The organism is Micromonospora sp. NPDC049051 (assembly GCF_043197575.1).
GTDB lineage: Bacteria > Actinomycetota > Actinomycetes > Mycobacteriales > Micromonosporaceae > Micromonospora.
In genome coordinates this window covers 305238-327548 of sequence record NZ_JBICTL010000001.1, presented here as the reverse complement: position 1 = coordinate 327548, position 22311 = coordinate 305238, and the positions used below count along the sequence as shown (strand labels likewise).

The following is a 22311-nucleotide window of genomic DNA, read 5'->3' as shown; positions in this document are numbered from 1 at the left end:
CCCGGGCCGGCCGGACGGGTGCGGGGGTGGCGTTCAGGCCGGTGTCAGGATCAGCCAGCCGAAGCCGACGACGTCGCGGTAGCCGTCGAGGTACTCGTCGCGCCGCTGGTCGGCGAACGCGCGCGCCTGCGGTGTGCCGAGGCATTCGATGCCCGCGCGCCAGTCGGACTCGAAGTCGTCCCACTCGGCGAGGGTGGACACGGCGACGTGCAGCGGCCGGAACCCCGCGTCCACGGCGAGCCGGGCCAGGGCCCCCAGGCCAGGCCGGTCGCCGAAGATCTCGCGCACCTGATCACCGGGGCTGGCCTGGTAGAAGCCGTCGGCGAAGAGCAGCTTGCCGCCGGGCGCGGTGAGGCGGTGCAACGCGGCGAGGGCGCGCGCCGCGTCCCCCCAGATGTGCCCCGCCCCGACGTTGACGACGAGGTCGGCGGGCCGGTCCCAGGTGGCGGCGTCCGCGCTGTGGAAGGTGACCCGGTCCGAGAGTCCCCGCTCCGTCGCGCGCAGCCGGGCCCCTGCGGCGTCACGCTCGATCCCGTCGCCGTCGATGCCGTGGGCCTCACACAGCCGCAGCAGCAGCTCGCCGTTGCCGCAGCCCAGGTCCAGGGCTCGCCAGCCCGCCCCGGTGGGGGCCAACCGCCGGACCAGTTCCGCCGCCCGCTGCTCGCCGAGCGGCGCGTTGAAGGTCAGGTTGGCCGCGGCGGCGGCCAGGTACGCATCGCGATCTTGGCCATCCATCGACACACCGTACGACAACAGCCGCCGCCCATGAGACGCCAAGAGGCCCTGGCTGGGACCACAGTCCTGACCAGGGCCTTCGTACGTGGAGCGGGTGACGGGAATCGAACCCGCACTGTCAGCTTGGGAAGCTGATGTTCTGCCATTGAACTACACCCGCAGGCGGCACCACTGTACCTGAGTCGTCACGCCGGTGCACCCAGGCACCCCTCCGACGCAACCCGGCGCGGCGACCTTGGCAGCGAACGGCCCTCAGAGGGGCCTCAACTCACCAAGATCTCGCACGCCACTGCCGGGCCACTGCCTCGCCACCGCCCACCGCACCGCCGCCCGCCACCCTCGCCGCGCCACCACCCCGGCGCAGCCCCGCCGGGCCGCAGCCCCGCCGCACCGCAGCCCCGCCGCACCGCAGCCCCGCCGGACCGCCGCCCCGCCGGGCCGCAGCCCGTCCGCCGCGACCGTCCAGCCGCGTAGCCCGGCTGGCGCGGTCGGCACGCTCGGATCCGAACCGGTACCGCGGGTCGCTTCTTATCGACGAAAGTTGCTCACGAAACACGTTCGCCAGGGAAAAGTTCCACGCCGGCAACACATAGCCATTCTCAAATCCCTCGATCGGTTGTAACGTCTGCCCAACGTTTACAGCCAGGGCGTGACATACCTCCTGTCGCGCCGCCAGAAAGAGGTGGGCCCATGGGACTCCGTCCCAACCTGCTGACCCGGCGTACGGCCGGTGTCGCGTCGACGACCCTCGCGCTGCTGCTCAGCACCGCCGCGGTGGGCGTCGTCCCGGCCGCTTCGGCCTTCTCCGCCGCTCCCGGCGAGGTCTGCGTCGAGCCGGCCGACGTCCACTCGGATGCCCGCGTCAAGCACGGCGGCAAGGCCAAGCACGAGCCGAACGAGCTGACCCTCGCGGAGACCCGCGAGCGCGAGGCCGACATGGCCGCCGCGCTGAGCGAGCGGGCGCGGTTCCGCGCCGGCGCCGGCGCCTCCACGATGGCGGCCACCGTCACGATCCCCGTGGTGGTGCACGTGATCCAGGAGAACAGCACCCGGGCCGGCGGCAACATCCCCGACTCGATGATCAACTCGCAGATCAGCGTGCTGAACCAGTCGTTCAGCGGGGCGACCGGTGGCGCGGCCACCGCGTTCAGCTTCCAACTCCAGAAGATCAACCGGGTGACGAACACGTCCTGGTACCCGATCGTGCAGGGCTCCTCGGCGGAGCGGTCGATGAAGACCTCGCTGCGCGAGGGCGGCAAGAACACCCTCAACCTCTACCTGGGTGAGCTGAGCGACGACCTGCTCGGCTGGGCGACCTTCCCGGCCCGGAAGCTCAACACCATGGACGGCGTCGTCGTGCTGAGCGAGTCGCTGCCGGGCGGCACCGCCACCAACTACAACCAGGGCGACACGGGCACCCACGAGGTCGGCCACTGGCTGAACCTCTACCACACCTTCCAGGGCGGCTGCTCCGGCTCGGGTGACAGCGTCAGCGACACGCCGGCCGAGGCCTCGCCGGCCTACCAGTGCCCGACCGGGCGGGACACCTGCAGCACCGCGGGCACCGACCCGATCACCAACTTCATGGACTACACGTACGACTCCTGCATGTACCAGTTCACCGCCGGGCAGGCCAGCCGCATGCTGACCGCCTGGAACGCGTACCGCGCGGCGTAGTCAAGCCGTACGACTCCACCGGTGCCGGCTCCGCTCGACGGGGCCGGCACCGGTGTGTGTGCGGCCGGTGGGCCGCGCCCGGGGGCGGGATGGTGGTCACGGTGCGGCGCCCCGGGTGGGAACGGTGCCGGGGCGCCGCACCGCGTCTCAGGCGGCCGGGCGGGCGGCGTGGCCGCCGACGCTTCCCGACCGGGTCTCGGGCAGCACGGCGGTGCCGGCGGCAGCCGCGTGGGGGTCGAGCCACACCTGGACGGCGGGGCGGCCGTGCCACTCGCCGGCCCCGCCAGCGACACCGGACTCGCGGCGGGCCAGCATCGCCACGTCGACGGTGAACTCGAAGACCCGCCAGTCGACCTGGGGCGCGGCCCGGTGACTGCGGGCCAGCCGGGCGACCCGGGCCGGGTCGGTCACCGGCCGGGCGTGGCCGGCGACGTAGGCTTCGTCGTCGCTCTCCTCCGGCGGGAAGGAGTGCAGCGCGTAGCGACCGTCGCGCTCCAGGTCGCGCCGCTTGGGCGAGTCGACGACGAAGCAGAAGAGCCCCTCGTCGGTGATCACGGGGGAGACCGGGTGCACCCGGGGCCCGCCGTCGGCGCGGACGGTGGCCAGGTAGCCGAAGCCCGGCCCGTACTGCTGCATGAGGAGGCGGATCCCGTCGGCGAGGCGGGGCTCGTCGGCGGCGAATTCGGACCAGGAAGCCATGCCGGCATTCTATCGAACAATTGTACGAAGGCGCACTCCGACACGCAGGTCACGCACGTCGCTCGCTAAGGTGTGCGGATGCTGCTCTCCGATCGCGACCTGGCCCGCGAGATCGAGGCGGGAACGCTCGCGCTGGAGCCGTTCGAGCCCGCGTTGGTGCAACCGTCCAGCATCGACGTACGCCTGGACAAGCTCTTCCGGGTCTTCAACAACCACCTCTACACCCACATCGACCCCGCCCAGCAGCAGGACGACCTCACGTCGATGGTCGAGGTACCCGACGGCGAGCCCTACGTGCTGCATCCCGGCGAGTTCGTGCTCGCCTCGACGCTGGAGGTCATCTCGCTCGGCGACCAGCTCGCCGGCCGCCTGGAGGGGAAGAGCTCACTGGGCCGGCTCGGCCTGCTCACCCACTCCACGGCGGGCTTCATCGACCCGGGCTTCTCCGGCCACGTCACCCTGGAGCTGTCCAACGTGGCCAACCTGCCGATCACGCTCTGGCCGGGCATGAAGATCGGGCAACTCTGCATCTTCCGGCTCTCGTCGCCGGCGCAGCACCCGTACGGCTCGGTCGTCTACGGCTCGCGCTACCAGGGGCAGCGCGGGCCGACCCCGAGCCGCTCCTGGCAGCACTGGCGCACCTGGCCGACCCGCTGACCCGACCTGCGGGCGGGCGGAGGGCCCCCGCCGGGCGGGGACCCTCCGGGCACGTCAGCCGGGTCGGCCGTAGCTGTGGATCGGGCCGTCGTCGACCTTCTTCATCTTGATCGGCACCCCGGCGCGGGAGGCGTGCACCACCCAGCCCCCGCCGACGTACATGCCGACGTGGTGCAGGTCGCTGTAGTAGAAGACCAGGTCCCCCGGGCGCAGCTCGCTCCGGCTGACGGACGCGGTGGCCCGGCGCTGCTGCGCGGCGTTGTGCGGCAGCGAGACCCCGGCCTTCGCCCAGGCGGCGAGCATCAGGCCGGAGCAGTCGTACGAGTTCGGCCCCTCGGCACCCCAGACGTAGGGCTTGCCGATCTGGGCACAGGCGAACTTCACGGCGGTACCGGCCGGGCCGCCGGGGTAGCCGGCCGGGCAGGGGGCGGGACGCAGCGGCCCGCCGCCGCCGTTGCCGTAGACCCGCAGCCGCAGCTTCTGCAACCGGTCGATCTCGGCGTTGATCTGCTTCTTCTTCGCCGCGAGCTGGGCCTCGGTGCGGCTGAGCTGGACGACCATCTCGTCCAGCGGCGCCTTCTTCGCGGCCAGTTGGTCGCGCAGCTCGGCGACCTGCCGCACGTCCTGCTGCTGGTGCTGGGCGAACCGGTCGAGCAGTTCGAGCTGCCCGACCATCTCGCTGGGCGAGCGGCTGCCCAGCAGGGCGTTGACGACGGAGACGTTCTCGCCCTTGTAGGCGCGGGCGGCCAGGGCGCCCACCTTCTCCATCGCCTCGTCGACCTGCTTCTCCAGCGGCCCGATCTGCGCGGCGAGCGCGTTCGCCTGCTTGCGTCTGGCGGCCAGGTCCTGTCGGGTGGCGTTGTGCCGCTCGATGATCGGTTCGAGCTTGTTCCAGTCCTCGTCGATCTGCCGCTCGATCTCGGCGACCGTCGGTTCGGCGTGAGCCGCCGTGGCGCCGCCGGTCAGGACGACGGCGAACGCGGCGAGGGCGGCGAGGGCGGTGGTGCAGCGGTACCAGCGTGGGCGCGGCGCAGCCGTCGTCGGGTCGGTGCGGGCCGACCGGGCCGACGGTGGCCGCGGGGCATGGTGTGCCACCGGGCTGCGTACTCCTTCTTCCGGACCGCCTACCGGGTTAGCTGACGGGTTCGGGCGGGAAGGGGACGCCCTACCGCAGGGGCTGCGGATTCACCCCGGGAACCTGGGTCCCCGGCTCGCTCGTGAGCGACTCGGCGGTGTCGGACCGCCACCGCCCGGGTTGGACGGATTGTCACCGGCCGACGAATGACCAGAGTAGAGACGGCCGTTATCGATCCGCAACCCTGCGGGCAGTGACACTCCGTACCCACCCGCGCCTGGCGAATCCGCAACCCGGAAGACGAAGATTTTCTTCCTTCTGAAGTGTCAGACAGAAAGGTATTGACCAAAGGCGGCGGGCGGGGCGAAGGTGGCCCCACCTTTGCCCGCCCGAACTGGGGGTCTGATGCACCTGTCAGCGACATCGAGGAGCAGACGCGTCCTGCTGGCCGCCGCCGTGGCCGCCGCCCTGACGGCGACGCCGCTCACCGCCGCCGGATCCGCCGCCGCAGCGACGCCGGTGACCGACCGGCAGCAGCAGTACGCCGCCGCGTCGGCCGAGTACGGCGTGCCGGAGAGCGTCCTGCTCGGGGTCTCCTACCTACAGTCCCGCTGGGACACCAACGCCGGCACGCCGAGCACCAGCGGCGGCTACGGACCGATGCACCTCACCGACGCCGAGCACGTCGCCGCCCTGTCCGGCGGCACCCACCACGACGAGGGCAGCGAGGACCCGCGCGGCGACGACTCCCGCCCGTCCCTGGCCGAGGCCAACGAGCCGCCGGCCGCCGCCCCGCCCGCCGAGGCGCTCCGGACGCTCGACGCCGCCGCGGAACTGACCGGCGCCAGCGAGGAGGCGCTGCGCACGGACGTCACGGCGAACATCCGGGGCGGCGCGGCGCTGCTGGCCGCGTACCAGAAGGAGATCGGCGCCCCGGTCGGTGCCGGCACCGACCCCGCGGCCTGGTACGGCGCGGTGGCCCGGTACTCGGGCGCGGACAGCGCCGACGCCGCGGCGGCCTTCGCCAACGAGGTGTACGCCACCATCGCCACCGGCGACAGCCGGCTGACCGACGACGGGCAGCGCGTCACGCTGGCCGGCAGCGCGGTCCAGCCGGACCGTTCCTGGCTGGACCGGCTGCGGCTGCGCAAGCTCGCCCGGCCCGACGGGCTGGAGTGCCCGGTCGACATCTCCTGCGAGTGGATCCCGGCGCCGTACCAGCAGTACGGGCCCGCCCTGGGCGACTACGGCAACCACGACCTGGCGAACCGGCCCACGCAGCAGAAGATCGAGTACATCGTCATCCACGACACCGAGGGCTACTTCGGCCCCAGCGTCAACCTGGTCAAGGACCCGAAGCGGGTGGGCTGGCACTACACCCTGCGCTCGGTCGACGGCCACATCGCCCAGCACATCAAGACCAAGGACGTCGGCTGGCACGCCGGCAACTGGTACGTGAACGCCAAGTCCATCGGCCTGGAGCACGAGGGCTTCGCCGGGCACGGCACCTGGTACACCGAGGCGATGTACCGCACCTCCGCCAAGCTGGTCCGTCACCTGGCGCGGCAGTACAACATCCCGCTGGACCGCAACCACATCATCGGCCACGACAACGTCCCCGGCACCGTCGCCGCGAACGTGCGCGGCATGCACTGGGACCCGGGACCGTACTGGGACTGGTCGCACTACTTCGACCTGCTGAAGGCGCCGTTCAAGTCGACCGGCACGCACCGGACCGGGCTGGTCACCATCGACCCCGACTTCGCCACCAACCAGCCGCCGTTCACCGGCTGCAACCGGCAGCCGCCGGGCGTGCCGAACCCGCCGCCGGCGGAGGCCCCCTGCCCGCTGCGCGGCTCCTCCGCGCTGTTCCTGCACAACGCGCCGAGCCACGACGCGCCGCTGGTCAACGACATCGCGTTGCGGCCCGACGGCACCCCCAACACCAAGTACGTCTCCGACCACGGCGCCCGCGTCTCGGCCGGCCAGACGTACGCGCTGGCGGAGGTCCAGGGCGACTGGACCGCGATCTGGTACCTCGGGCAGAAGGGGTGGTTCCACAACCCCGCCTCGAAGCCGACGGCGAAGTGGTCCGTCGGGTTCGTCGTGACCCCGAAGGCCGGTAAGGCCACCATCCCGGTGTACGGCCGGGCCTACCCGGAGCAGGCCGCGTACCCGGAGGGCGTGCCGTACCAGGCGATCTCGCCGTTGCAGTACACCCTGTCGGCCGGTGAGCGCTACGCCGTCGGCAACCTGCTCCCCGGCGAGTACTACCGGGCTGTCACGTTCGACGGCTCCGCCCCGGGTGACCGGACGGTCGTCCGCGGCGACAACAGGTACGTGCAGGTCCAGTTCGGTCACCGGATCATGTACGTCAACCTGGACGACGTGGACCTGGTGCCCTCCCCGCTGGGCGCGCCCCGCTGATCCACCCGTACGACGAGGGCCCCCGGTCGACTCCGACCGGGGCCCTTCGTTGCGTGGATCAGCGGGTGCGCATCAGGGCCTGCGGAACCCGGCCACCGGCATCGTGTTGATGCTGGAGACGTTCACCGGCTTGCCGGCCCGGGGCGCGTGCACCATCTTGTCGTTGCCGAGATAGAGGCCGACGTGGTGCAGGTCACTGAAGAAGAAGACCAGGTCACCCGGGCGCGCCTCGGAGCGCGGGATGGCCTTGCCCTCGTTCCACTGCGCGCCAGTGAAGTGCGTCAGGTGGACCCCGGCGGCCTTGTAGGCGTACTGGGTCAGGCCGGAGCAGTCGAACGAGTTCGGGCCGGTGGCACCCCAGACGTACGGGTCGCCGACCTGGGCGCAGGCGGTCCGGATCGCGATTCGGGCCTTCTCGCTGACCACCCCGTTGATGGTCGGGCAGTTCACGGTCTTGACCGTCGTCACCGGCATCGACGCCTCGAGCTTCTTGATGTCGGCGTCGATCTGCTTCTTCTTCGCCGCCAGGTCGTTCTGCTGCTTCGTCTGGGAGACGATCAGCGTGTCGAGCTTCTGCTTCTCCGCGTCGAACTTCTCGCGGACCTTCGTCACGCCCTCGAGCTGCTTGCGCTCCTGCGCGGCCAGCCGGTCCAGCAGCGTCAGCTGCTCGGTCAGCGTGTCAGGCTTGGCGCTGACCAGCAGCGCGCCGATCTCCTGCGAGGGGCCGGAGATGTAGTAACGGGAGGCGAGGGCACCGACCCGGTCCATCGCCAGCTCGGTCTCCAGCGCCAACGGCTGGATCTTCTTCTGCAGGTCCTCCGACTTCTTGCGGTTGACCTTCAGCTGCGCCCGCACCTTGTTGTACTGCTCGATGGTGGGTTCGAGCTGCCGCCACTTCTGGTCGATCGCGGCCTCGATCTCGTCGACCGAGGGCTCGGCGTGGGCGGGCGCGGCCAGCATGCCGGCGCCGACCGCCGCCGCGGCGATCAGGGTGAGCAGAAGGTGGGCGACCCTGCGCAGGCCACCCGGGCGAGCAGACCGTCCCGGTGCGTGACGATGAGGGGGCATGGTTGCCACCGGCACCGACTCCTTTTGCAACCCGGCCGCTTGGCGCCTCGCGCGAGGGAAGAGGGGCGAGACAGACGACCCACAGCGGCCGGTGCCCAACATTAGGGAAGGCCGGCAGCGGAATCAAGGTGACCGGGGGCCACTTCACGCCTGCGCAACCGCTTGCGTACCAAGGGTATCGGCCCGGGAGATCAACGATCCCAGTCGATGCGGCAACGGGCCGGACCACGCCGAGGGGCGGCGGCACCGGAAGGGTGCCGCCGCCCCTCGGGCGTCACAGGGGGTACGGGTCAGCCGGCGACCGGCAGCCGCTCGGTGTCGGTGCCGCCCGGCGCCTGCTCGGGCTTGACCGACCGGAGCAGGACGCTGGCCACGTCGACGACCTCGACCTGCTCGCCGGCCTCCTTGCCGTTCACGCCGTCGTTGAGCATCGTCGAGCAGAACGGGCAGCCGACGGCGACCGTCTTCGCCCCGGTCGACATGGCCTCCTCGACCCGGTCCACGTTGATCCGCTTGCCGATCTTCTCCTCCATCCACATCCGGGCGCCGCCGGCGCCGCAGCAGAAGGAGCGCTCGCTGTTGCGGGGCATCTCGGTGAGTTCACCGGAGATCGCGGACCCCAGCACCTCGCGCGGCGGGGCGAAGACCCGGTTGTGCCGGCCCAGGTAGCAGGGGTCGTGGTAGGTCACGCCGCCGTCGACCGGCTGCACCGGGGTGAGCTTGCCGGTGGCGACCAGGTGCGCCAGGAGCTGGGTGTGGTGGACCACCTCGAACTCGCCGCCGAGCTGGCCGTACTCGTTGCCCAGGGTGTTGAAGCAGTGCGGGCAGGTGGCGACGATCTTCCGCTTGCCCTTCTCCCGGCCCTCGAACGCCTCGTTGAGGGTCTCGACGTTCTGCTGGGCGAGCATCTGGAAGATGAACTCGTTGCCGATGCGCCGGGCCGGGTCGCCGGAGCAGGTCTCGCCCTCACCGAGGATCGCGAACTTCACGCCCGCCTCGTTGAGCAGCGTGGCGACCGCCCGGGTGGTCTTCTTGGCCCGGTCCTCGAACGCGCCGGCGCAGCCGACCCAGAAGAGGTACTCGAAGTCGTCGACCTCGCCGACCCTCGGCACCTCGAAGTCCAGGCCCTTGGTCCAGTCCTCGCGGGTGTTCTGCGGGGCGCCCCACGGGTTGCCCCGGTTCTCCAGGTTGCGCAGCATGACGCCGGCCTCCGACGGGAAGCTCGACTCGATGAGCACCTGGTAGCGGCGCATGTCGACGATGTGGTCGACGTGCTCGATGTCGACCGGGCACTGCTCGACGCAGGCGCCGCAGGTGGTGCAGGACCAGAGCACGTCCGGGTCGATGACGCCGCCGTCCTCGGCGGTGCCGATCAGCGGCTTCTCGGCCTCGGCGAGCGCCAGCACGTCCACGTGGGCGAGCTGGGCGGCGGTGGCCTTCTCCTCGCCGGTCAGGTCCTTGCCGCCGCCGGCCAGCAGGTACGGCGCCTTGGCGTACGCGTGGTCGCGCAGGCTCAGCACCAGCAGCTTCGGCGACAGCGGCTTGCCCGTGTTCCACGCCGGGCACTGCGACTGGCAGCGGCCGCACTCGGTGCAGGTGCTGAAGTCCAGCAGGCCCTTCCAGGTGAACTGCTCGACCTGGGCGACACCGAACTGGTCCTTCTCGGGGTCGGCCTCCTCGAAGTCCAGCGGCTTGCCCTGGCTCGTCATGGGCCGCAGGGGGCCGAGGCCGGAGACGTTCGCGCCCGGGTCGCGCTTGAAGAAGATGTTGAAGAAGGCCAGGAAGCGGTGCCAGGCGACGCCCATGGTGACGTTCAGCGAGATCACGATGAGCCAGGTCATCGAGATTATGATCTTGATGAGCGCGGCGACGCTGACGCCGGCCGCCCAGTTCGGCAGCAGGCCGCCGATGGCGTGGCTGAGCGGGGCGGCCCAGACCGGGTACTCGAAGTGGTCGGTGGCGACCTTGAAGCCCCGGATCACGAAGCCCATGATCAGTACGGCGAGGATGATGCCCTCGACGAAGTAGCCCTGCCACATGGTCGAGCCGGTGAACCGGGACCTCCCGCCGGGCCGGGTGGGCCGGTTGCGGAGCCGGATCGCGATCAGCACCAGGATGCTGACGATGCCGAGGATCGCGAGCCACTCGGTGACCAGGCCGTAGAGCGCCCAGCCGCCGACCAGCGGCAGCCCGCCCGTCGGCGTGACGACCTCGAAGTACGCCTCCAGCACCAGCAGCGACAGGACGATGAAGCCGACCATCACGAACCAGTGCGCCGCGCCCACCACGCTCCAGCGCAGCATGCGGGTGTGGCCGGCGGTCTCGGCCAGCATGGTCTTCGTACGGGTGCCCTTGTCCCCGAAGCGGGTCGCATCCGGCTGACCCAGCCGGATGACAGCCACCATCTTCATGACCGCGCGTGCCGCAAGCCACACCGCCACGGCGGTGATGGCGAACGCGAGGATCGTGGTGACGATCTGGACGCTGCCCATCGAGTTGGCCTCCCCGGTCTGCTGCCTGTCGAGCGGCTCGGCGACCGGGGGCCGGGTCAGGGCGCGATCGGCGAGCCGCAGCTGCCACACCCTCGACCGGGCCGGTCGATGACCTCGCTCCGCTCGGTCATTCAGTGCAGCCTACGCGCAAGGTTACCCAGGAGTAACGTGAGTCATCTCGCACTCGGCCACGCCGCCCTGCGCACACCATAGGGCGCGCGCACCGCAACCGCCGGGCAGGGCTCCACCGAGTGAGATGGATAGCTCCGGCCGACCCACCGCGCCGTGCGACCTGACCCCGTCACCCGGAGTCCCGGCGCCGTCGACGGCGGGGCCGAGCGCGTGGCCGTTCCACGTCGGGCGCGGGGCCGACGACTGCCCGCGCCCGGGACCCCGCCGCCGACCTGACGGCGGGGTGCGGCGCTCAGCGCCAGCGCGAGAGCAGGATCAGGGAGGCGACCATGGCGCCGAAGCCCACCGCGAGGTTCCAGTAGCCCCACGACATGACCGGGTATTCCTGCTCGGAGAGGTAGTAGACCACCAGCCAGCCGATGCCGACGACGATCAGGGCGACCGCAAGGGCCGGCAGCCAGATCGGGCTAGGCTTGCGCGTCGCCGCCGTCGCCGTCGGGCGGACGTCCGTCGGCGGGGTGTACACCTTCTTCTTGCGGACCTGAGACTTGGGCACGACGCTCTCCAGAGGGGTTACGACCTCGTCCGGCCTGACAACCGGGCGCGGGGGCGACGGTCCATGGCCAATAATGTTCGACAGCTAGCGTAGTCCGGAAGGCCCGCCCAATCCACGAATGGGGCGAGGCCGGTGCACGGAGTGACCGAAAAAGGCGGGACTGTACGGGTCGCCGCGGGGGCCCGCGCCTCCGCGGACCGACCCAGACGACGGGGAAGGAAGGCTCGGTGGAGTACACATCCGGCGCGGCCTCCTGGCAGAAGGTGCTCCGGCGGGCGGTCGCCGGGCTGCTGCCTCGGCGCCCACGGCAGCGACGACCTGGCTGGTCGATCGGCGTGCCGCTGATCGCCGCCGCGGCCGGACTGCTCTTCACCACCACGGCCACCACCGCCGGCGGCACCGCCCTGCGCGAGGACCGCCGACCCCAGCTCAACCAGTTGATCGAGGACCGGCGCGCGGAGGTGGCGGCCAGCGAACAGCGGGCGGCCGACCTGCGCGCCGAGGTGGAAGGCCGCACGAACGCGCTGGCCAGCTCCGACGGCCCGATCAGGGAACAGCAGAACAGGGCCGCCGCCAGCCGGGCGGGCGCCGGCTTCACCGCGCTCGCCGGGCCCGGGGTGACGGTGGAGCTCGACGACGCACCCCGGCGCAACGACGGCACGCTGCCGCCCGGTGCCACCAACGACGACCTGGTCGTCCACCAGGGCGACGTGCAGGCGGTGGTGAACGCTCTCTGGGCGGGCGGCGCCGAGGCCATGTCCATCATGAACGTCCGCGTGCTGTCGACCAGCGCGGTACGCTGCGTGGGTAACACCCTGCTGCTACACGGGCGGGTGTACTCCCCACCATTCAAGATCGTAGCAATCGGCGATCCCGCTGCCCTGCGGCAGGCCCTCGCCGACTCTCAGGGAGTCCGGTTGTTCAGGGACCTGGTCGACGACTACAAGCTCGGCTACAAGGAGACCGTCTCCACGGTCACCGTGCCGGCGTTCGAGGACTCGACCACACTGCGCTCGGCGACGGTACCCCGGTGAGTCGCGTACCGGACGACCGGCCCGGGGAGCGCGACGGCCGCCACCTCGACCAGGGTGACGGGCCGACCGCCTTCCTACCCAGGGTCGACCGGCCCGGACCCGCCCCGACCGGCGCCTGGCCGGAACCCACGCTTCCGCCCCGTTCCCCGGCCCCCCGCCCGCCACACGGGCCGGACCCGACCGGCGGCGACCCTCACGCGCCCGCCGCTCCCTCCGCCGGATGGTCGCGCGACCCCGGCCGCCCGGCACCGGAGCCGGCCCGTCCCGCGAACCCGAGCTGGTTCCCGCCGAGCGCCGACCAGAACCGCTCCGCAACCAGTTCCGCCCGGCCCGCCCAGCCCGGCCGCCCGGGCCCCGTCGACTTCGACTGGCATGGCGGCGGCTCCCGCCAACGCGGCCCTGCGGGGTTCGACGGCGCGGACTCGGCCGACTTCCGCCGCCCGGGTCCGGCCGATCCGGGCCCGCCCGCCGGGCCCGGTGCCGGCGGACTGCCGTGGTCCGGCGCCGGACCGGTACGGCCGGCCGCTCCGCCACACTCCACCCCGCCACACTTCACCCCGCCGTCCGACGACTTCGGGCGGCCGAACGCAGCCGGGGCCGGTGGCGGGCAGCACCCACTCCGCCCGCCGGTCGATCGAGCAGCCGCCCGGGAAGGCCAGCAGGCCGGCGACGCGCCGACCGCCTTCATCCCCAAGGTGGGCGCGTCGACCACCGGCCCGTCGACCCCGACGTCCCCGGCCGGTCCGGCCCCCGAGGCCGACCCCGGGGCCACCGCCCTGATCCCGGCCGTTCCCGGGCGTACGCCGACCGCCTCCGCCGCCCTCGTCGAGTCGACCGCCCTGATGGGCGCGGTGCCCCGGCCGCCGAAGACGGATGAGCCCGAGGGCTCCGCCGCTCCCGCCGAGCAGCCCCGCCCACGGCGGGGCGAGCGGGTGGTCCAGCTCCGCCCCGAGCAGACCGGCGAGGGTTACAAGAGCGTCTACTCGGAGCTCACCCGGCCGTCGCTGGGCTCCCGGCTGCGCACCGGCGTCCGGATCAGCGGCGAACTGCTGATCACCTTCGGCCTGGTGGTGCTGCTCTTCGCCGGCTACGAGGTCTGGGGCAAGTCGGCGATCGTCGACGCCCACCAGAGCGACCTCAGCCAGCAGCTGGCGCAGGCGTGGGGCCCCGAAGGCGACCCGACCGTCGCGCCGTCGGCGAGCGCGTCCGCCAAGCCGAAGCCACCCGTGCAGGGCAAGCCCATGGCCGGGCTCTACATCCCCAAGCTCGACAAGAACTGGGTCGTCGTCGAGGGCGTCACCCAGAAGGACATCCGGTACGCCCCGGGCCACTACCCGTCCAGCGCCCTGCCGGGCCAGCTCGGCAACTTCTCCGTCGCCGGGCACCGCAACCGCGCCACCTTCTGGCGGCTCGACGAGCTGGACGACGGCGACATCATCGTGGTGGAGGGCAAGACCGACTGGCACGTCTACAAGGTGACCCAGAGCCGGATCGTCAAGCCCACCCAGGTCGAGGTGGTGGCGCCCGTGCCGGGTAAGCCCGGGCAGAAGCCGACCAAGGCGATGCTCACCCTGACCACCTGCAACCCGAAGTTCGACAACTACCAACGCCTGATCATCCATGCCGAGCTGGCGCGCAGCCAGCCCAAGTCGGCGGGGCGCCCGGCGGAGCTGGGGGCCTGACGATGTACGGCTGGATCTGGCGCAAGCTGCCCTTCGGGCTGCCCGGCAAGCTCGTCGGCAGCCTGCTGATCGCCAGCGCGATGGTGGCCCTGCTCTGGTACGTGGTCTTCCCGTGGGCCGAGCCGCTGCTGCCCTTCGACGACGTGCAGGTCACCCAGGATTCCGGCAACCCCGGCGGCGACGCGGTGCCCGGCGGCGAGGAGGGCGAGGACGCCCCGGCCGGAGACGATCACGACCTGCCGTACGACACCGACCAGAACAACACCCCGCCTGCCTCCCCGGACGAGTGAGCCCCTGATGCGTGTCCTGGTGATCGACAACTACGACTCGTTCGTCTTCAACCTCGTGCAGTACCTCGGCCAGCTCGGGGTGGACTGCGAGGTCCGGCGCAACGACGAGATCGAGGTCGCGGAGGTGGGCAGGGTCGGCGCGGCCGGCGTCCTGCTCTCGCCCGGCCCCGGCAGCCCCGACCGCGCCGGCATCTGCCTCGACGTCATCCGCGCGTACGCGGGCGAGCTGCCGATCTTCGGCGTCTGCCTGGGGCACCAGGCGATCGGCGAGGCCTTCGGCGCCACCGTGACCCGCGCCCCCGAGCTGCTGCACGGCAAGACCTCCGAGGTACGCCACCACGACGTCGGGGTGCTCGCCGGCCTGCCGGACCCGTTCACCGCGACCCGCTACCACTCGCTCGCCGTACTGCCCGAGACGCTGCCCGAGGAGCTGGAGGTCACCGGCTGGACGGGTTCCGGGGTGGTGATGGCGATGCGACACCGTACGCTGCCGATCGAGGGCGTCCAGTTCCACCCGGAGTCGGTGCTGACCGAGGGTGGCCACCTGATGCTGGCGAACTGGCTCGCCGCCTGTGGTCACCCGGAGGCGCTGGAGCGGGCCCCGGCGCTGGCCGCCGAGGTGGACGCGCGCCGTCGCGCCGCCTTCGTCACCGCCTGAGCGGAAGGTCTGGCTGCCCGACGCGAGTTCTGCTCGCCGACGCGAAATCGTGCCGACGCGAGGCCCGCCGGATGGTTTCCGCACGCGGCGCGATCCCTCTGCCGGGGGCGTAGCCGCCGGGGTCAGTTCTTCAGCGCGTCCTGGAGCGCCGGGTCGGCGGGCGAGCGGACCGCCGGCGGCCTGCCTCGGAGCGCGTCCCATGCCGCCTTGCCGCTGGCGAAGTAGTCCCGGACCGCCTTGCCGACGAGCAGGGCGGGCCCGCAGCCGGGGCAGCGTGCGGCCACGCCGTCGACGTCGAGGCCGAGGTGCCGGCAGAGCGTGACCGCGCGGGAGAGGTGGTAGGACTGGGTCACGATCAGGGCGCGCTCGACGCCGTACACGTCGCGTGCCCGGGCGCAGGTGTCGTAGGTGTCGAGGCCGAACGGGTCGGCCACCACACGGCGCGGATCGACACCGAGCCGCTCGGTCAGGTGGGCGGTCATCGCCGTCGGCTCGTCGCCGGACGTACCACCCCCGTCGCCCGACACGAGGACCACCCGGGCCCGCCCGCTGTCCACCAGCGCGGCGGCGGTCTCCAGCCGGCCGGTGAGCCGGTCACCCGGTTGACGGCCGTCCGCCGCCACGGCGGTGCCCAGGACGATCACGACGTCGGCAGCCGGGGCGTCGGCCTCGCCGTACAGGTGGCCGCGGGCGGCGGTCGTCGTCCAGAGCCAGGGAAGGCTGGCCAGGAGCAGCGCCACCAGGCTTAGCACCGTCGCACGGATCAGGCGTCGCCGCCACCGGTTCCCCCGGTCCGCCGTGCCTGTCGCCGGCCGTCCTTCGTCGTCGACACCCGGAAAGTGCCGCCCGGCGGCAACAGAAGGGCCCTGCCCGGCGGCGTCCGCAGGGCGCCGCCCAGCAGGCTCCCCCGCGCTCACCAACGCGTCAGCGCTCAGGCAGCCGGATCGGCGGAGTCGTCGGCAGCGGGAAGCCTCCGCCGCCACCACCGTCGCCGGGGGTGGTCGGCGTGGTACCGGGCGTCGGGCTCGTCGAGTCGGTGGGCGTCGGCTCGGCCTTCGGCACGGTGACCACGATCGTCACGGTCTTGCCCCTCGCGAGGTCGTTGCCCGCCCGCGGGGTCTGCGAGGTGACCTGGCCAGCTTCCTCCGGCGGCACCTCCCGGCCCTGCTTGACGTCGACCCTGTAGCCCGCCTCGTCCAGCTCCTCCCTGGCATCGTCCTCGCTGGAGCCGACCACGTTGGGCACCTTGCCGACATTGCCCTTGGAGACGGTGACGACAACCTGGCTGTTCTCGGGCACCCGCGTGCCGGAGGCCGGGGACACCTCCAGGACGATGCCCTCCTGCTGAGGGCTGTCCTTCGACTCCTTCTTGACCTTGAGGCCCTCGCTCTTGAGCCGCTCCTCCACGTTCTCGAAGGTCGAGCCCACGAGGCCCGTCGGGATGACCTTCGTGGCCGGGCCGGCGCAGATCTGCACGACGACCTCGCGGTTCGGTTCCAAGGCGGAGTTCGCGGGCGGGGCCTGGTTGACCACCTGCCCCTGCTTGCAGGTGCTGTTCGTGACCGGCTCGCCCTCCTTGGGCACCAGGTTGGCCTGCTGGATCCGGGCGAACGCCTCCTGCTGGGTCAGGCCGGTCACCGTGGGGACCGTGGTCTGCTCGTCGCCGCGCTGGCTCAGCAGGGCGGCGACAAGGGCGATGACCGCGAGGACGCCCACGGCGGCGAAGGTCGCGATCAGCCAGGAGGACGCCTTACGCCGGCGCGGGTCACCGACCCGGGCCGGCATCTGCCGGGTCTGCGGGGCGCCGGGGGCGCCTCCGTAGCCGGCGGCGGCCGGGGCGAGCTGCGCCGTCTCCTCCTGCGGCAGCACCGGGGTCGCCATCACCGGGCGGCCGGCAGCCGCGCGGAGCAGGTCGGCCCGCATCTCGCCGGCGCTCTGGTAGCGGTTGAGGGGGTTCTTCGACAGCGCCTTGAGCACGATCGCGTCGACGGCGGGGTTGACGTCCGGGTTGATGTCGCTCGGGGTCGGGGGCGTCTCCCGTACGTGCTGGTAGGCCACGCTGACCGGGCTGTCGCCGACGAACGGCGGATGCCCGCAGACCAGCTCGAAGAGCACGCAGCCCGCGGCGTAGACGTCGGAGCGGGCGTCGACCGCCTCGCCGCGCGCCTGCTCGGGCGAGAGGTACTGCGCCGTACCGATGACCGCGCTGGTCTGGGTCATGGTGGTGGCGCCGCTGGCCAGCGCCCGCGCGATGCCGAAGTCCATCACCTTGACCTGACCGGTCTGGGTGAGCATCACGTTGCCGGGCTTGATGTCGCGGTGGATGATGCCGTGCCGGTGGCTGAACTCCAGGGCCGCGCACATGTCGGCGCAGATCTCCAGCGCCCGGCGCGGCTGGAGCCGCCCCTCGACGCCCAGCACCTCCTTGAGGGTCCGCCCGTTGACGAACTCCATGACGATGAACGGCAGGGTCTCGCCGGTCGGCGCGGTCTCCTCGCCGGTGTCGTAGACGGCGACGATCGCCGGGTGGTTGAGGGACGCGGCGTTCTGCGCCTCCCGGCGAAACCGCATCTGGAAGGTGGCGTCCCGGGCGAGGTCGGTCCGGAGCATCTTGATCGCGACGTCCCGACCGAGCCGGAGATCACGCCCGCGGTGCACCTCGGCCATGCCGCCGTAGCCGAGCAGCTCGCCGACCTGGTACCTGCCACCGAGCAGGCGGGCCTGCGCTGTCATCGCGTCTGTCGTCCTTCGCTCGTCGTCTCGTCGCCGCCCGACCGGGGCAGTTCCTGTCGACGGTACGACGTTCCGGTCGGATCGTCGCGTCCGTCGGGCCACAGCGCGCCGGACGTCACCGCCCGCGGCATGGCCGCACCCGACTTCGTGCTCTCCCGCAGGTAGTAGGAAATCACGCCGGAGCAGACAAGGACCAGTACGGCCACGAGGATGGCGAGGAACACCATCCCTGGCCGGGACCGCTGTCCGCCCGGTTGATGCACCTGTGGGACGGCGTGTCCCGCGTACGGCATCGGTCGGGCCGGTTGCACGGGCGCCGCGCCGCGCGGGTAGCCGGGCGGCGCCATCTGCGGGTGCTGGACCGGCGCGGCGGGCGCGACCGAGGTGGGCCGGTGCGGCGCCACCGGCGGGCGGTGGACCGTCATGGGCGGACGCGGCGGCTGCGCGGTGACGGGCGGTCGGTGGGGCGACACCGGCGGACGCGGCGGCGGCACCTGGGCGCGACCGGGCGGGGCAGCCGGCGACGCCGGTGCGGCGGAGATGGGCTGGCCGGCGGCCCGGGCCTGCTGGGAGAGCTGGGCCTTCAACTGACGGGCCACCCCGGCCAGGGCGGCGGCGCTCGGCCAGCGGGCCCCCGGATCCTTCGCCAACGCCCGCTCCACCACCGAACGGACCTGCGGTGGAATGTCGGCGGGCAGCGGCCGGGGCGCCTCGCGGACGTGCCGCATGGCGATCTCGAGAGGATTGTCGCCCTCGAACGGGCGGCGGCCGGCGAGGCACTGGTAGGCCACCACGCCGAGCGCGTAGACGTCGGACGCGGGCGTGGCGACACCGCCGGTGGCCTGCTCGGGGGAGATGTACGAGGCGGTGCCGAGCACCGAACCGGCTGCGGTGAGCTGGGCGACCAGTTCCGAGCGCGCGATGCCGAAGTCGGTGAGCACCAGCGTGCCGTTGGGGCGCACGAGGAGGTTTCCGGGCTTCACGTCCCGGTGCACGATGCCCTTCACGTGCGCGGCGTGCAGCGCGTCGGCGGCCTGGGCGACGAGCGCCATCGTGCGGGCCGGGGTGAGCCGGCCGACCCGGGCCAGGGTGGCCGACAGCGCGTCGCCCTCGACGTACTCCATGACCAGGAAGGCGATCTGCTGGTCGTTGCCGAAGTCGTAGACGTCGACCACGCCGGGGTGGTTGATCGTGGCCATGGTGCGGGCCTCGCCGCGGAAGCGCTCGGCGAAGTCCGGGTCGTCGAGCAGTGCCGGGAGCAGGCTCTTGACGGCGACCGTACGGCCGAGCACCTGGTCGGTGCCGCGCCAGACGTCGCCCATGCCGCCGCTGGCGATCCGCTCGTCCAGGCGGTAGCGGTTGCCGAGCTGCACCCCGGGGCTCAGCATGTCAGCGGCCTCCGGGGTCGGCGATGGCGGCGCGCATGATCTGCCCGGCGATCCGGGCCGCCTCGGCGCTGCCGCCGGGGCCGGCCTGCTCCAGCACCACGCAGACCGCGGAGACCGGAGTGCCGTTCTTGTCCAGGGCGAAGCCGATGAACCAGCCGTGGTCGGGCCGGTCAGGCGCGGACTGGGCGGTACCGGTCTTGCCGCCGACCGTGTAGCCGTTGATCCGCGCGTTGCCGCCCGTGCCGTTCTTGACCACGCTGACCATCATGTCCCGCAGGTCGCTGGCGACCTGACCGCTGACCGGCTGCCGCAGCTCCTTGGGCTTGGCCGTGTAGTAGCTGGTGGTGCGGTCCGGGGCGAGCAGCTGGCGGACCAGGTACGGCCGCATCTGGCTGCCGTCGTTGGCGACCGCCGCGGCGATCATGGCCCCCTGGAGCGGGGTCATCCGCACGTTGTTCTGGCCGATCGAGGACTGGGCCAACGCGGCCGGGTCGGTGCTGCCGTCCGGGTTCTGCATGTCGCCGGTCCGGCTGGCCGCCACCGGGTGGCCGGCCTCGTTGAGGTGGCCGACGGTGAGGTCCTCCTGCTCGAAGCCGAACTGCCGGGCCTTCTCCTTGATCTTGTCCGCGCCGAGTCGTACGCCCATCTGCGCGAAGCCCGTGTTGCACGACTCGGTCACCGCGTTCATCAGGGTGACCTCGTCCTCGGGGCAGATCGAGGGCGCCGCGTTGCGGATCGGGGTGCCCGAGGTCGGCGGGGTGTAGCTGGACCCGGCCGGGATGTTCGTGTCCTGGCCGACGCCGTTCTCCAGCGCCGCGGCGGCCACCACGATCTTGAAGGTGGAGCCCGGGGGGAGCACCTCGCCGAGGGCCCGGTTCTTCAGCGGGCCCGCCGGGTCCTGCTCCAGCTTGTTGTACGCGGCCGTCGCCTCGTTGGTGCTGTGGCTGACCAGCGGGTTGGGGTCGAAGCTGGGCATCGAGACCAGCGCCTGCACCGCCCCGGTCCGCGGATCGATGGCGATCGCCGCCCCCTTGGACGCGTCGACGCGGTTGTTCCGCAACTGCTCGTAGGCCACGTCCTGGGCCCGCTTGGAGACGGTGAGCAGCACGTTGCCGCCGCCGGTCTGGTCGCCGGTGAACATGTCCTTGACCCGGTTGGCGATCAACTGGTCGCTGGTGCCGGCCAGGAAGTCGTTCTCGAACTTCTCGATGCCGGTCTCGCCGAGGTTGACCGGCTTGTAGCCGAGCACGTGCGCGTACCTCGCCCCGCCGGGGTAGGCACGCTGGAACTTCAGCTCGCCGTCGGTCTCCTTGCTGAGCGCGAACGCGGTGCCGCCGGCCTCGATGTTGCCGCGCTTGCGGTCGTACTCGGCGACCTGGACCCGACCGTTGTAGTCGCTGGTGCGGTACTCGTCGGCCTTGTATGCCTGGATCCAGTTCAGGTTCGCGAAGAGCAGGCCGAAGAGAACCATGACGACGATGCCGACGCGGCGCAGGGGTGCGTTCACGGCCTGATCACCTCCGTGGGTGCACCGTGCAGTTGCTCCGGCGGGCCGCCGGACGGTCGGGCCGCCTTGCCGCCAACGCCGGTGACGGGCCGGCGGGCGCCGTCCGAGATCCGGAGCAGGACCGCGATGAGCAGCCAGTTCGCCATCAGCGAGGAACCGCCGGCGGAGAGGAACGGGGTGGTCTGGCCGGTCAGCGGGATGAGCTTGCTGATCCCGCCGACGATCACGAAGACCTGGAGCCCGAGGGTGAAGGCCAGGCCGCCGGCCAGCAGCTTGCCGAACGAGTCGCGCACCGCCAGCGCCGCCCGCAGCCCCCGCTCGACGATCAGCAGGTAGACCACGAGCAGCGCGGACAGGCCGAAGAGCCCGATCTCCTCGCCGATGCCGGCGAAGATGAAGTCGTTCTGCACCTCGGGCAGCAGGCCGGGCTGGCCGCCGCCCGGGCCCGCGCCGAACAGGCCGCCCGTGCCGAGCGCGAGCAGCCCCTGCACGAGCTGGTAGCCGTCCTCGTAGGGGTCCGCGAACGGATCCAGCCAGATCTGGGCGCGCAGGTAGAAGTTGGCGAACGGTCCGCCGACCAGATCGCCGAGGACGTACGCCAGGTAGACGCCACCGAAGAAGAGCACCAGACCGATGAGCAGCCAACTGACCCGTTCGGTGGCGATGTAGAGCGTCACCACGAACATGCCGAAGTAGAGCAGCGAGGTGCCCAGGTCCTTCTCGAAGACGAGGACCAGGACGCTGATCAGCCAGACCACGACCACGGGGCCGAGGTCGCGCCCACGGGGGAAGTCGATGCCGAGGAACCGGCGGCTCGCCAGCGACAGCACCTCGCGCTTGCGCACCAGGTAGTAGGAGAAGAAGACCAGCAGGGCCAGCTTGGCGAACTCGCCGGGCTGGATCGAGAAACCCCCGACCCGGATCCACAGCTTCGCGCCGTTGATCTCGGAGAAGCGCCCGGGCAGCACGGCGGGGATCATCACCAGCACGATCCCGGCCAGCCCCAGGGTGAACGCGTAGCGGGACACCGAGCGGTGGTCACGCAGGAGGGCGAGCAGGCCGGCGGCGAGGATGACCGAGGCGAGCGTCCAGGCCAACTGCCGACCGCCCGTACCGGCGAAGATGGCCAGGTCCTCCCGCTCGGCCGGGGCCGCGTTGCCCAGGTCGAGCCGGCGCAGGAAGCCCACCCCGATCCCGTTGAGCAGGGCGACCGCAGGCAGCAGGGCCGGGTCGGCGAAGGGCGCCAGGAACCGGATCACCAGGTGCAGGCCGAGGAAGACCGCCGTGAGCGCGGCGGCCGGCATCCAGAAGTCGGCCGTGACCGTGTCGAGCACCTTCGCCTCGACCATCGCCCCGTACGCGGCCACCAGCACCATGGCCACCAGCAGCAGCGACAGCTCGGCGTTGCGCCGGGACCGGGCCAGGCGTACGCCGGGTTGCTCGCCCACGGTTGCGGGCGAGGATGCCGGAATGGCCGCTGCGGTCACGGAACGTCCTCGGA

Annotated in this window: 18 protein-coding genes, 1 tRNA gene and 1 riboswitch; of the genes, 7 read left to right on the top strand and 12 right to left on the bottom strand. The window is 72.0% G+C overall.

The window, feature by feature from the left end; genetic code table 11:
• Nucleotides 1-33 precede the first annotated feature (33 nt).
• Both ACGFIR_RS01570 and ACGFIR_RS01565 read right to left on the bottom strand, forming a co-directional pair.
• On the bottom strand, nt 34-735 hold the full coding sequence (locus tag ACGFIR_RS01570; RefSeq protein ID WP_393142624.1) for an SAM-dependent methyltransferase: 702 nt from the start codon (nt 733-735) through the stop codon (nt 34-36).
• A gap of 86 nt (nt 736-821) precedes the next feature.
• A tRNA-Gly gene (locus tag ACGFIR_RS01565) sits at nt 822-895 on the bottom strand.
• Nucleotides 896-1425: 530 nt separating this feature from the next.
• Here ACGFIR_RS01565 and ACGFIR_RS01560 point away from each other — a divergent pair.
• Nucleotides 1426-2412, top strand: a complete 987-nt coding sequence (locus tag ACGFIR_RS01560; RefSeq protein ID WP_393005017.1) for a zinc metalloprotease — start codon at nt 1426-1428, stop codon at nt 2410-2412.
• 147 nt (nt 2413-2559) lie between these two features.
• Here the strand turns inward: ACGFIR_RS01560 and ACGFIR_RS01555 are convergent, their stop codons facing one another.
• A complete protein-coding gene (locus ACGFIR_RS01555) occupies nt 2560-3111 on the bottom strand; it encodes a pyridoxamine 5'-phosphate oxidase family protein (protein ID WP_393142622.1) in 552 nt (183 codons plus the stop codon).
• A 78-nt stretch (nt 3112-3189) separates the two neighbouring features.
• Here ACGFIR_RS01555 and dcd point away from each other — a divergent pair, with 78 nt between their 5' ends.
• Nucleotides 3190-3768: a dCTP deaminase gene (gene dcd / locus ACGFIR_RS01550; RefSeq protein ID WP_393142620.1), complete on the top strand. Its 579-nt coding sequence runs from the start codon at nt 3190-3192 to the stop codon at nt 3766-3768.
• Between the two features lie 54 nt (nt 3769-3822).
• On the opposite strand, the gene ACGFIR_RS01545 is transcribed toward dcd, so the two are convergent.
• A complete protein-coding gene (locus tag ACGFIR_RS01545; protein ID WP_393142618.1) occupies nt 3823-4863 on the bottom strand; it encodes an NlpC/P60 family protein in 1041 nt (346 codons plus the stop codon).
• A 12-nt stretch (nt 4864-4875) separates the two neighbouring features.
• Nucleotides 4876-5010, bottom strand: a riboswitch (cyclic di-AMP (ydaO/yuaA leader).
• Between the two features lie 238 nt (nt 5011-5248).
• On the opposite strand from ACGFIR_RS01545, the gene ACGFIR_RS01540 reads away from it, so the two are divergent.
• Complete coding sequence (locus ACGFIR_RS01540; RefSeq protein WP_393142616.1) at nt 5249-7270, top strand: N-acetylmuramoyl-L-alanine amidase; 2022 nt, start codon at nt 5249-5251, stop codon at nt 7268-7270.
• A 72-nt stretch (nt 7271-7342) separates the two neighbouring features.
• On the opposite strand, the gene ACGFIR_RS01535 is transcribed toward ACGFIR_RS01540, so the two are convergent.
• From ACGFIR_RS01535 to ACGFIR_RS01525, 3 genes are all read right to left on the bottom strand, one after another.
• Nucleotides 7343-8338 carry an NlpC/P60 family protein gene (locus tag ACGFIR_RS01535; RefSeq protein WP_393005026.1) on the bottom strand — a complete coding sequence of 332 codons (996 nt, stop codon included), beginning with the start codon at nt 8336-8338 and terminating at the stop codon, nt 7343-7345.
• Between the two features lie 290 nt (nt 8339-8628).
• Nucleotides 8629-10830, bottom strand: a complete 2202-nt coding sequence (locus ACGFIR_RS01530; protein WP_393005587.1) for a (Fe-S)-binding protein — start codon at nt 10828-10830, stop codon at nt 8629-8631.
• A 424-nt stretch (nt 10831-11254) separates the two neighbouring features.
• Nucleotides 11255-11518, bottom strand: coding sequence for a cell division protein CrgA (locus tag ACGFIR_RS01525; RefSeq protein ID WP_393005028.1), 264 nt, complete (start codon nt 11516-11518; stop codon nt 11255-11257).
• Between the two features lie 227 nt (nt 11519-11745).
• Here ACGFIR_RS01525 and ACGFIR_RS01520 point away from each other — a divergent pair, with 227 nt between their 5' ends.
• The 4 genes from ACGFIR_RS01520 (at nt 11746) to ACGFIR_RS01505 (ending at nt 15182) form a co-directional block, all read left to right on the top strand.
• Nucleotides 11746-12552 (top strand): DUF881 domain-containing protein, encoded by an 807-nt coding sequence (locus tag ACGFIR_RS01520; RefSeq protein ID WP_393005030.1) that lies wholly within the window; start codon nt 11746-11748, stop codon nt 12550-12552.
• Between the two features lie 695 nt (nt 12553-13247).
• A complete protein-coding gene (locus ACGFIR_RS01515; protein ID WP_393142614.1) occupies nt 13248-14234 on the top strand; it encodes a class E sortase in 987 nt (328 codons plus the stop codon).
• A 2-nt stretch (nt 14235-14236) separates the two neighbouring features.
• Nucleotides 14237-14524 carry a hypothetical protein gene (locus ACGFIR_RS01510; protein WP_393005034.1) on the top strand — a complete coding sequence of 96 codons (288 nt, stop codon included), beginning with the start codon at nt 14237-14239 and terminating at the stop codon, nt 14522-14524.
• A 7-nt stretch (nt 14525-14531) separates the two neighbouring features.
• Nucleotides 14532-15182 (top strand): aminodeoxychorismate/anthranilate synthase component II, encoded by a 651-nt coding sequence (locus ACGFIR_RS01505; protein WP_393005036.1) that lies wholly within the window; start codon nt 14532-14534, stop codon nt 15180-15182.
• Between the two features lie 122 nt (nt 15183-15304).
• On the opposite strand, the gene ACGFIR_RS01500 is transcribed toward ACGFIR_RS01505, so the two are convergent.
• The 5 genes from ACGFIR_RS01500 to ACGFIR_RS01480 form a co-directional block, all read right to left on the bottom strand.
• A complete protein-coding gene (locus ACGFIR_RS01500; RefSeq protein ID WP_393142612.1) occupies nt 15305-15922 on the bottom strand; it encodes a vancomycin high temperature exclusion protein in 618 nt (205 codons plus the stop codon).
• A 184-nt stretch (nt 15923-16106) separates the two neighbouring features.
• Nucleotides 16107-17915 (bottom strand): Stk1 family PASTA domain-containing Ser/Thr kinase, encoded by a 1809-nt coding sequence (pknB, locus tag ACGFIR_RS01495; RefSeq protein WP_393142610.1) that lies wholly within the window; start codon nt 17913-17915, stop codon nt 16107-16109.
• Nucleotides 17912-19303, bottom strand: a complete 1392-nt coding sequence (locus tag ACGFIR_RS01490; RefSeq protein WP_393005041.1) for a serine/threonine-protein kinase — start codon at nt 19301-19303, stop codon at nt 17912-17914. Before ACGFIR_RS01490 ends, pknB begins: the two co-directional genes overlap by 4 nt.
• A gap of 1 nt (nt 19304) precedes the next feature.
• A complete protein-coding gene (locus ACGFIR_RS01485) occupies nt 19305-20810 on the bottom strand; it encodes a peptidoglycan D,D-transpeptidase FtsI family protein (RefSeq protein ID WP_393005043.1) in 1506 nt (501 codons plus the stop codon).
• Nucleotides 20807-22297, bottom strand: coding sequence for an FtsW/RodA/SpoVE family cell cycle protein (locus ACGFIR_RS01480; RefSeq protein ID WP_393005045.1), 1491 nt, complete (start codon nt 22295-22297; stop codon nt 20807-20809). The genes ACGFIR_RS01485 and ACGFIR_RS01480 overlap by 4 nt, the downstream gene beginning before the upstream one ends.
• Nucleotides 22298-22311 lie beyond the last annotated feature (14 nt).

What these genes read in the sequence shown, in the direction of transcription:
- ACGFIR_RS01570 (WP_393142624.1), bottom strand. Translation starts at nt 735, where the DNA reads ATGGATGGCCAAGATCGCGATGCGTACCTGGCCGCCGCCGCGGCCAAC.
- ACGFIR_RS01560 (WP_393005017.1), top strand. Translation starts at nt 1,426, where the DNA reads ATGGGACTCCGTCCCAACCTGCTGACCCGGCGTACGGCCGGTGTCGCG.
- ACGFIR_RS01555 (WP_393142622.1), bottom strand. Translation starts at nt 3,111, where the DNA reads ATGGCTTCCTGGTCCGAATTCGCCGCCGACGAGCCCCGCCTCGCCGAC.
- dcd (WP_393142620.1), top strand. Translation starts at nt 3,190, where the DNA reads ATGCTGCTCTCCGATCGCGACCTGGCCCGCGAGATCGAGGCGGGAACG.
- ACGFIR_RS01540 (WP_393142616.1), top strand. Translation starts at nt 5,249, where the DNA reads ATGCACCTGTCAGCGACATCGAGGAGCAGACGCGTCCTGCTGGCCGCC.
- ACGFIR_RS01535 (WP_393005026.1), bottom strand. Translation starts at nt 8,338, where the DNA reads ATGCCCCCTCATCGTCACGCACCGGGACGGTCTGCTCGCCCGGGTGGC.
- ACGFIR_RS01530 (WP_393005587.1), bottom strand. Translation starts at nt 10,830, where the DNA reads ATGGGCAGCGTCCAGATCGTCACCACGATCCTCGCGTTCGCCATCACC.
- ACGFIR_RS01510 (WP_393005034.1), top strand. Translation starts at nt 14,237, where the DNA reads ATGTACGGCTGGATCTGGCGCAAGCTGCCCTTCGGGCTGCCCGGCAAG.
- ACGFIR_RS01505 (WP_393005036.1), top strand. Translation starts at nt 14,532, where the DNA reads ATGCGTGTCCTGGTGATCGACAACTACGACTCGTTCGTCTTCAACCTC.
- pknB (WP_393142610.1), bottom strand. Translation starts at nt 17,915, where the DNA reads ATGACAGCGCAGGCCCGCCTGCTCGGTGGCAGGTACCAGGTCGGCGAG.
- ACGFIR_RS01490 (WP_393005041.1), bottom strand. Translation starts at nt 19,303, where the DNA reads ATGCTGAGCCCCGGGGTGCAGCTCGGCAACCGCTACCGCCTGGACGAG.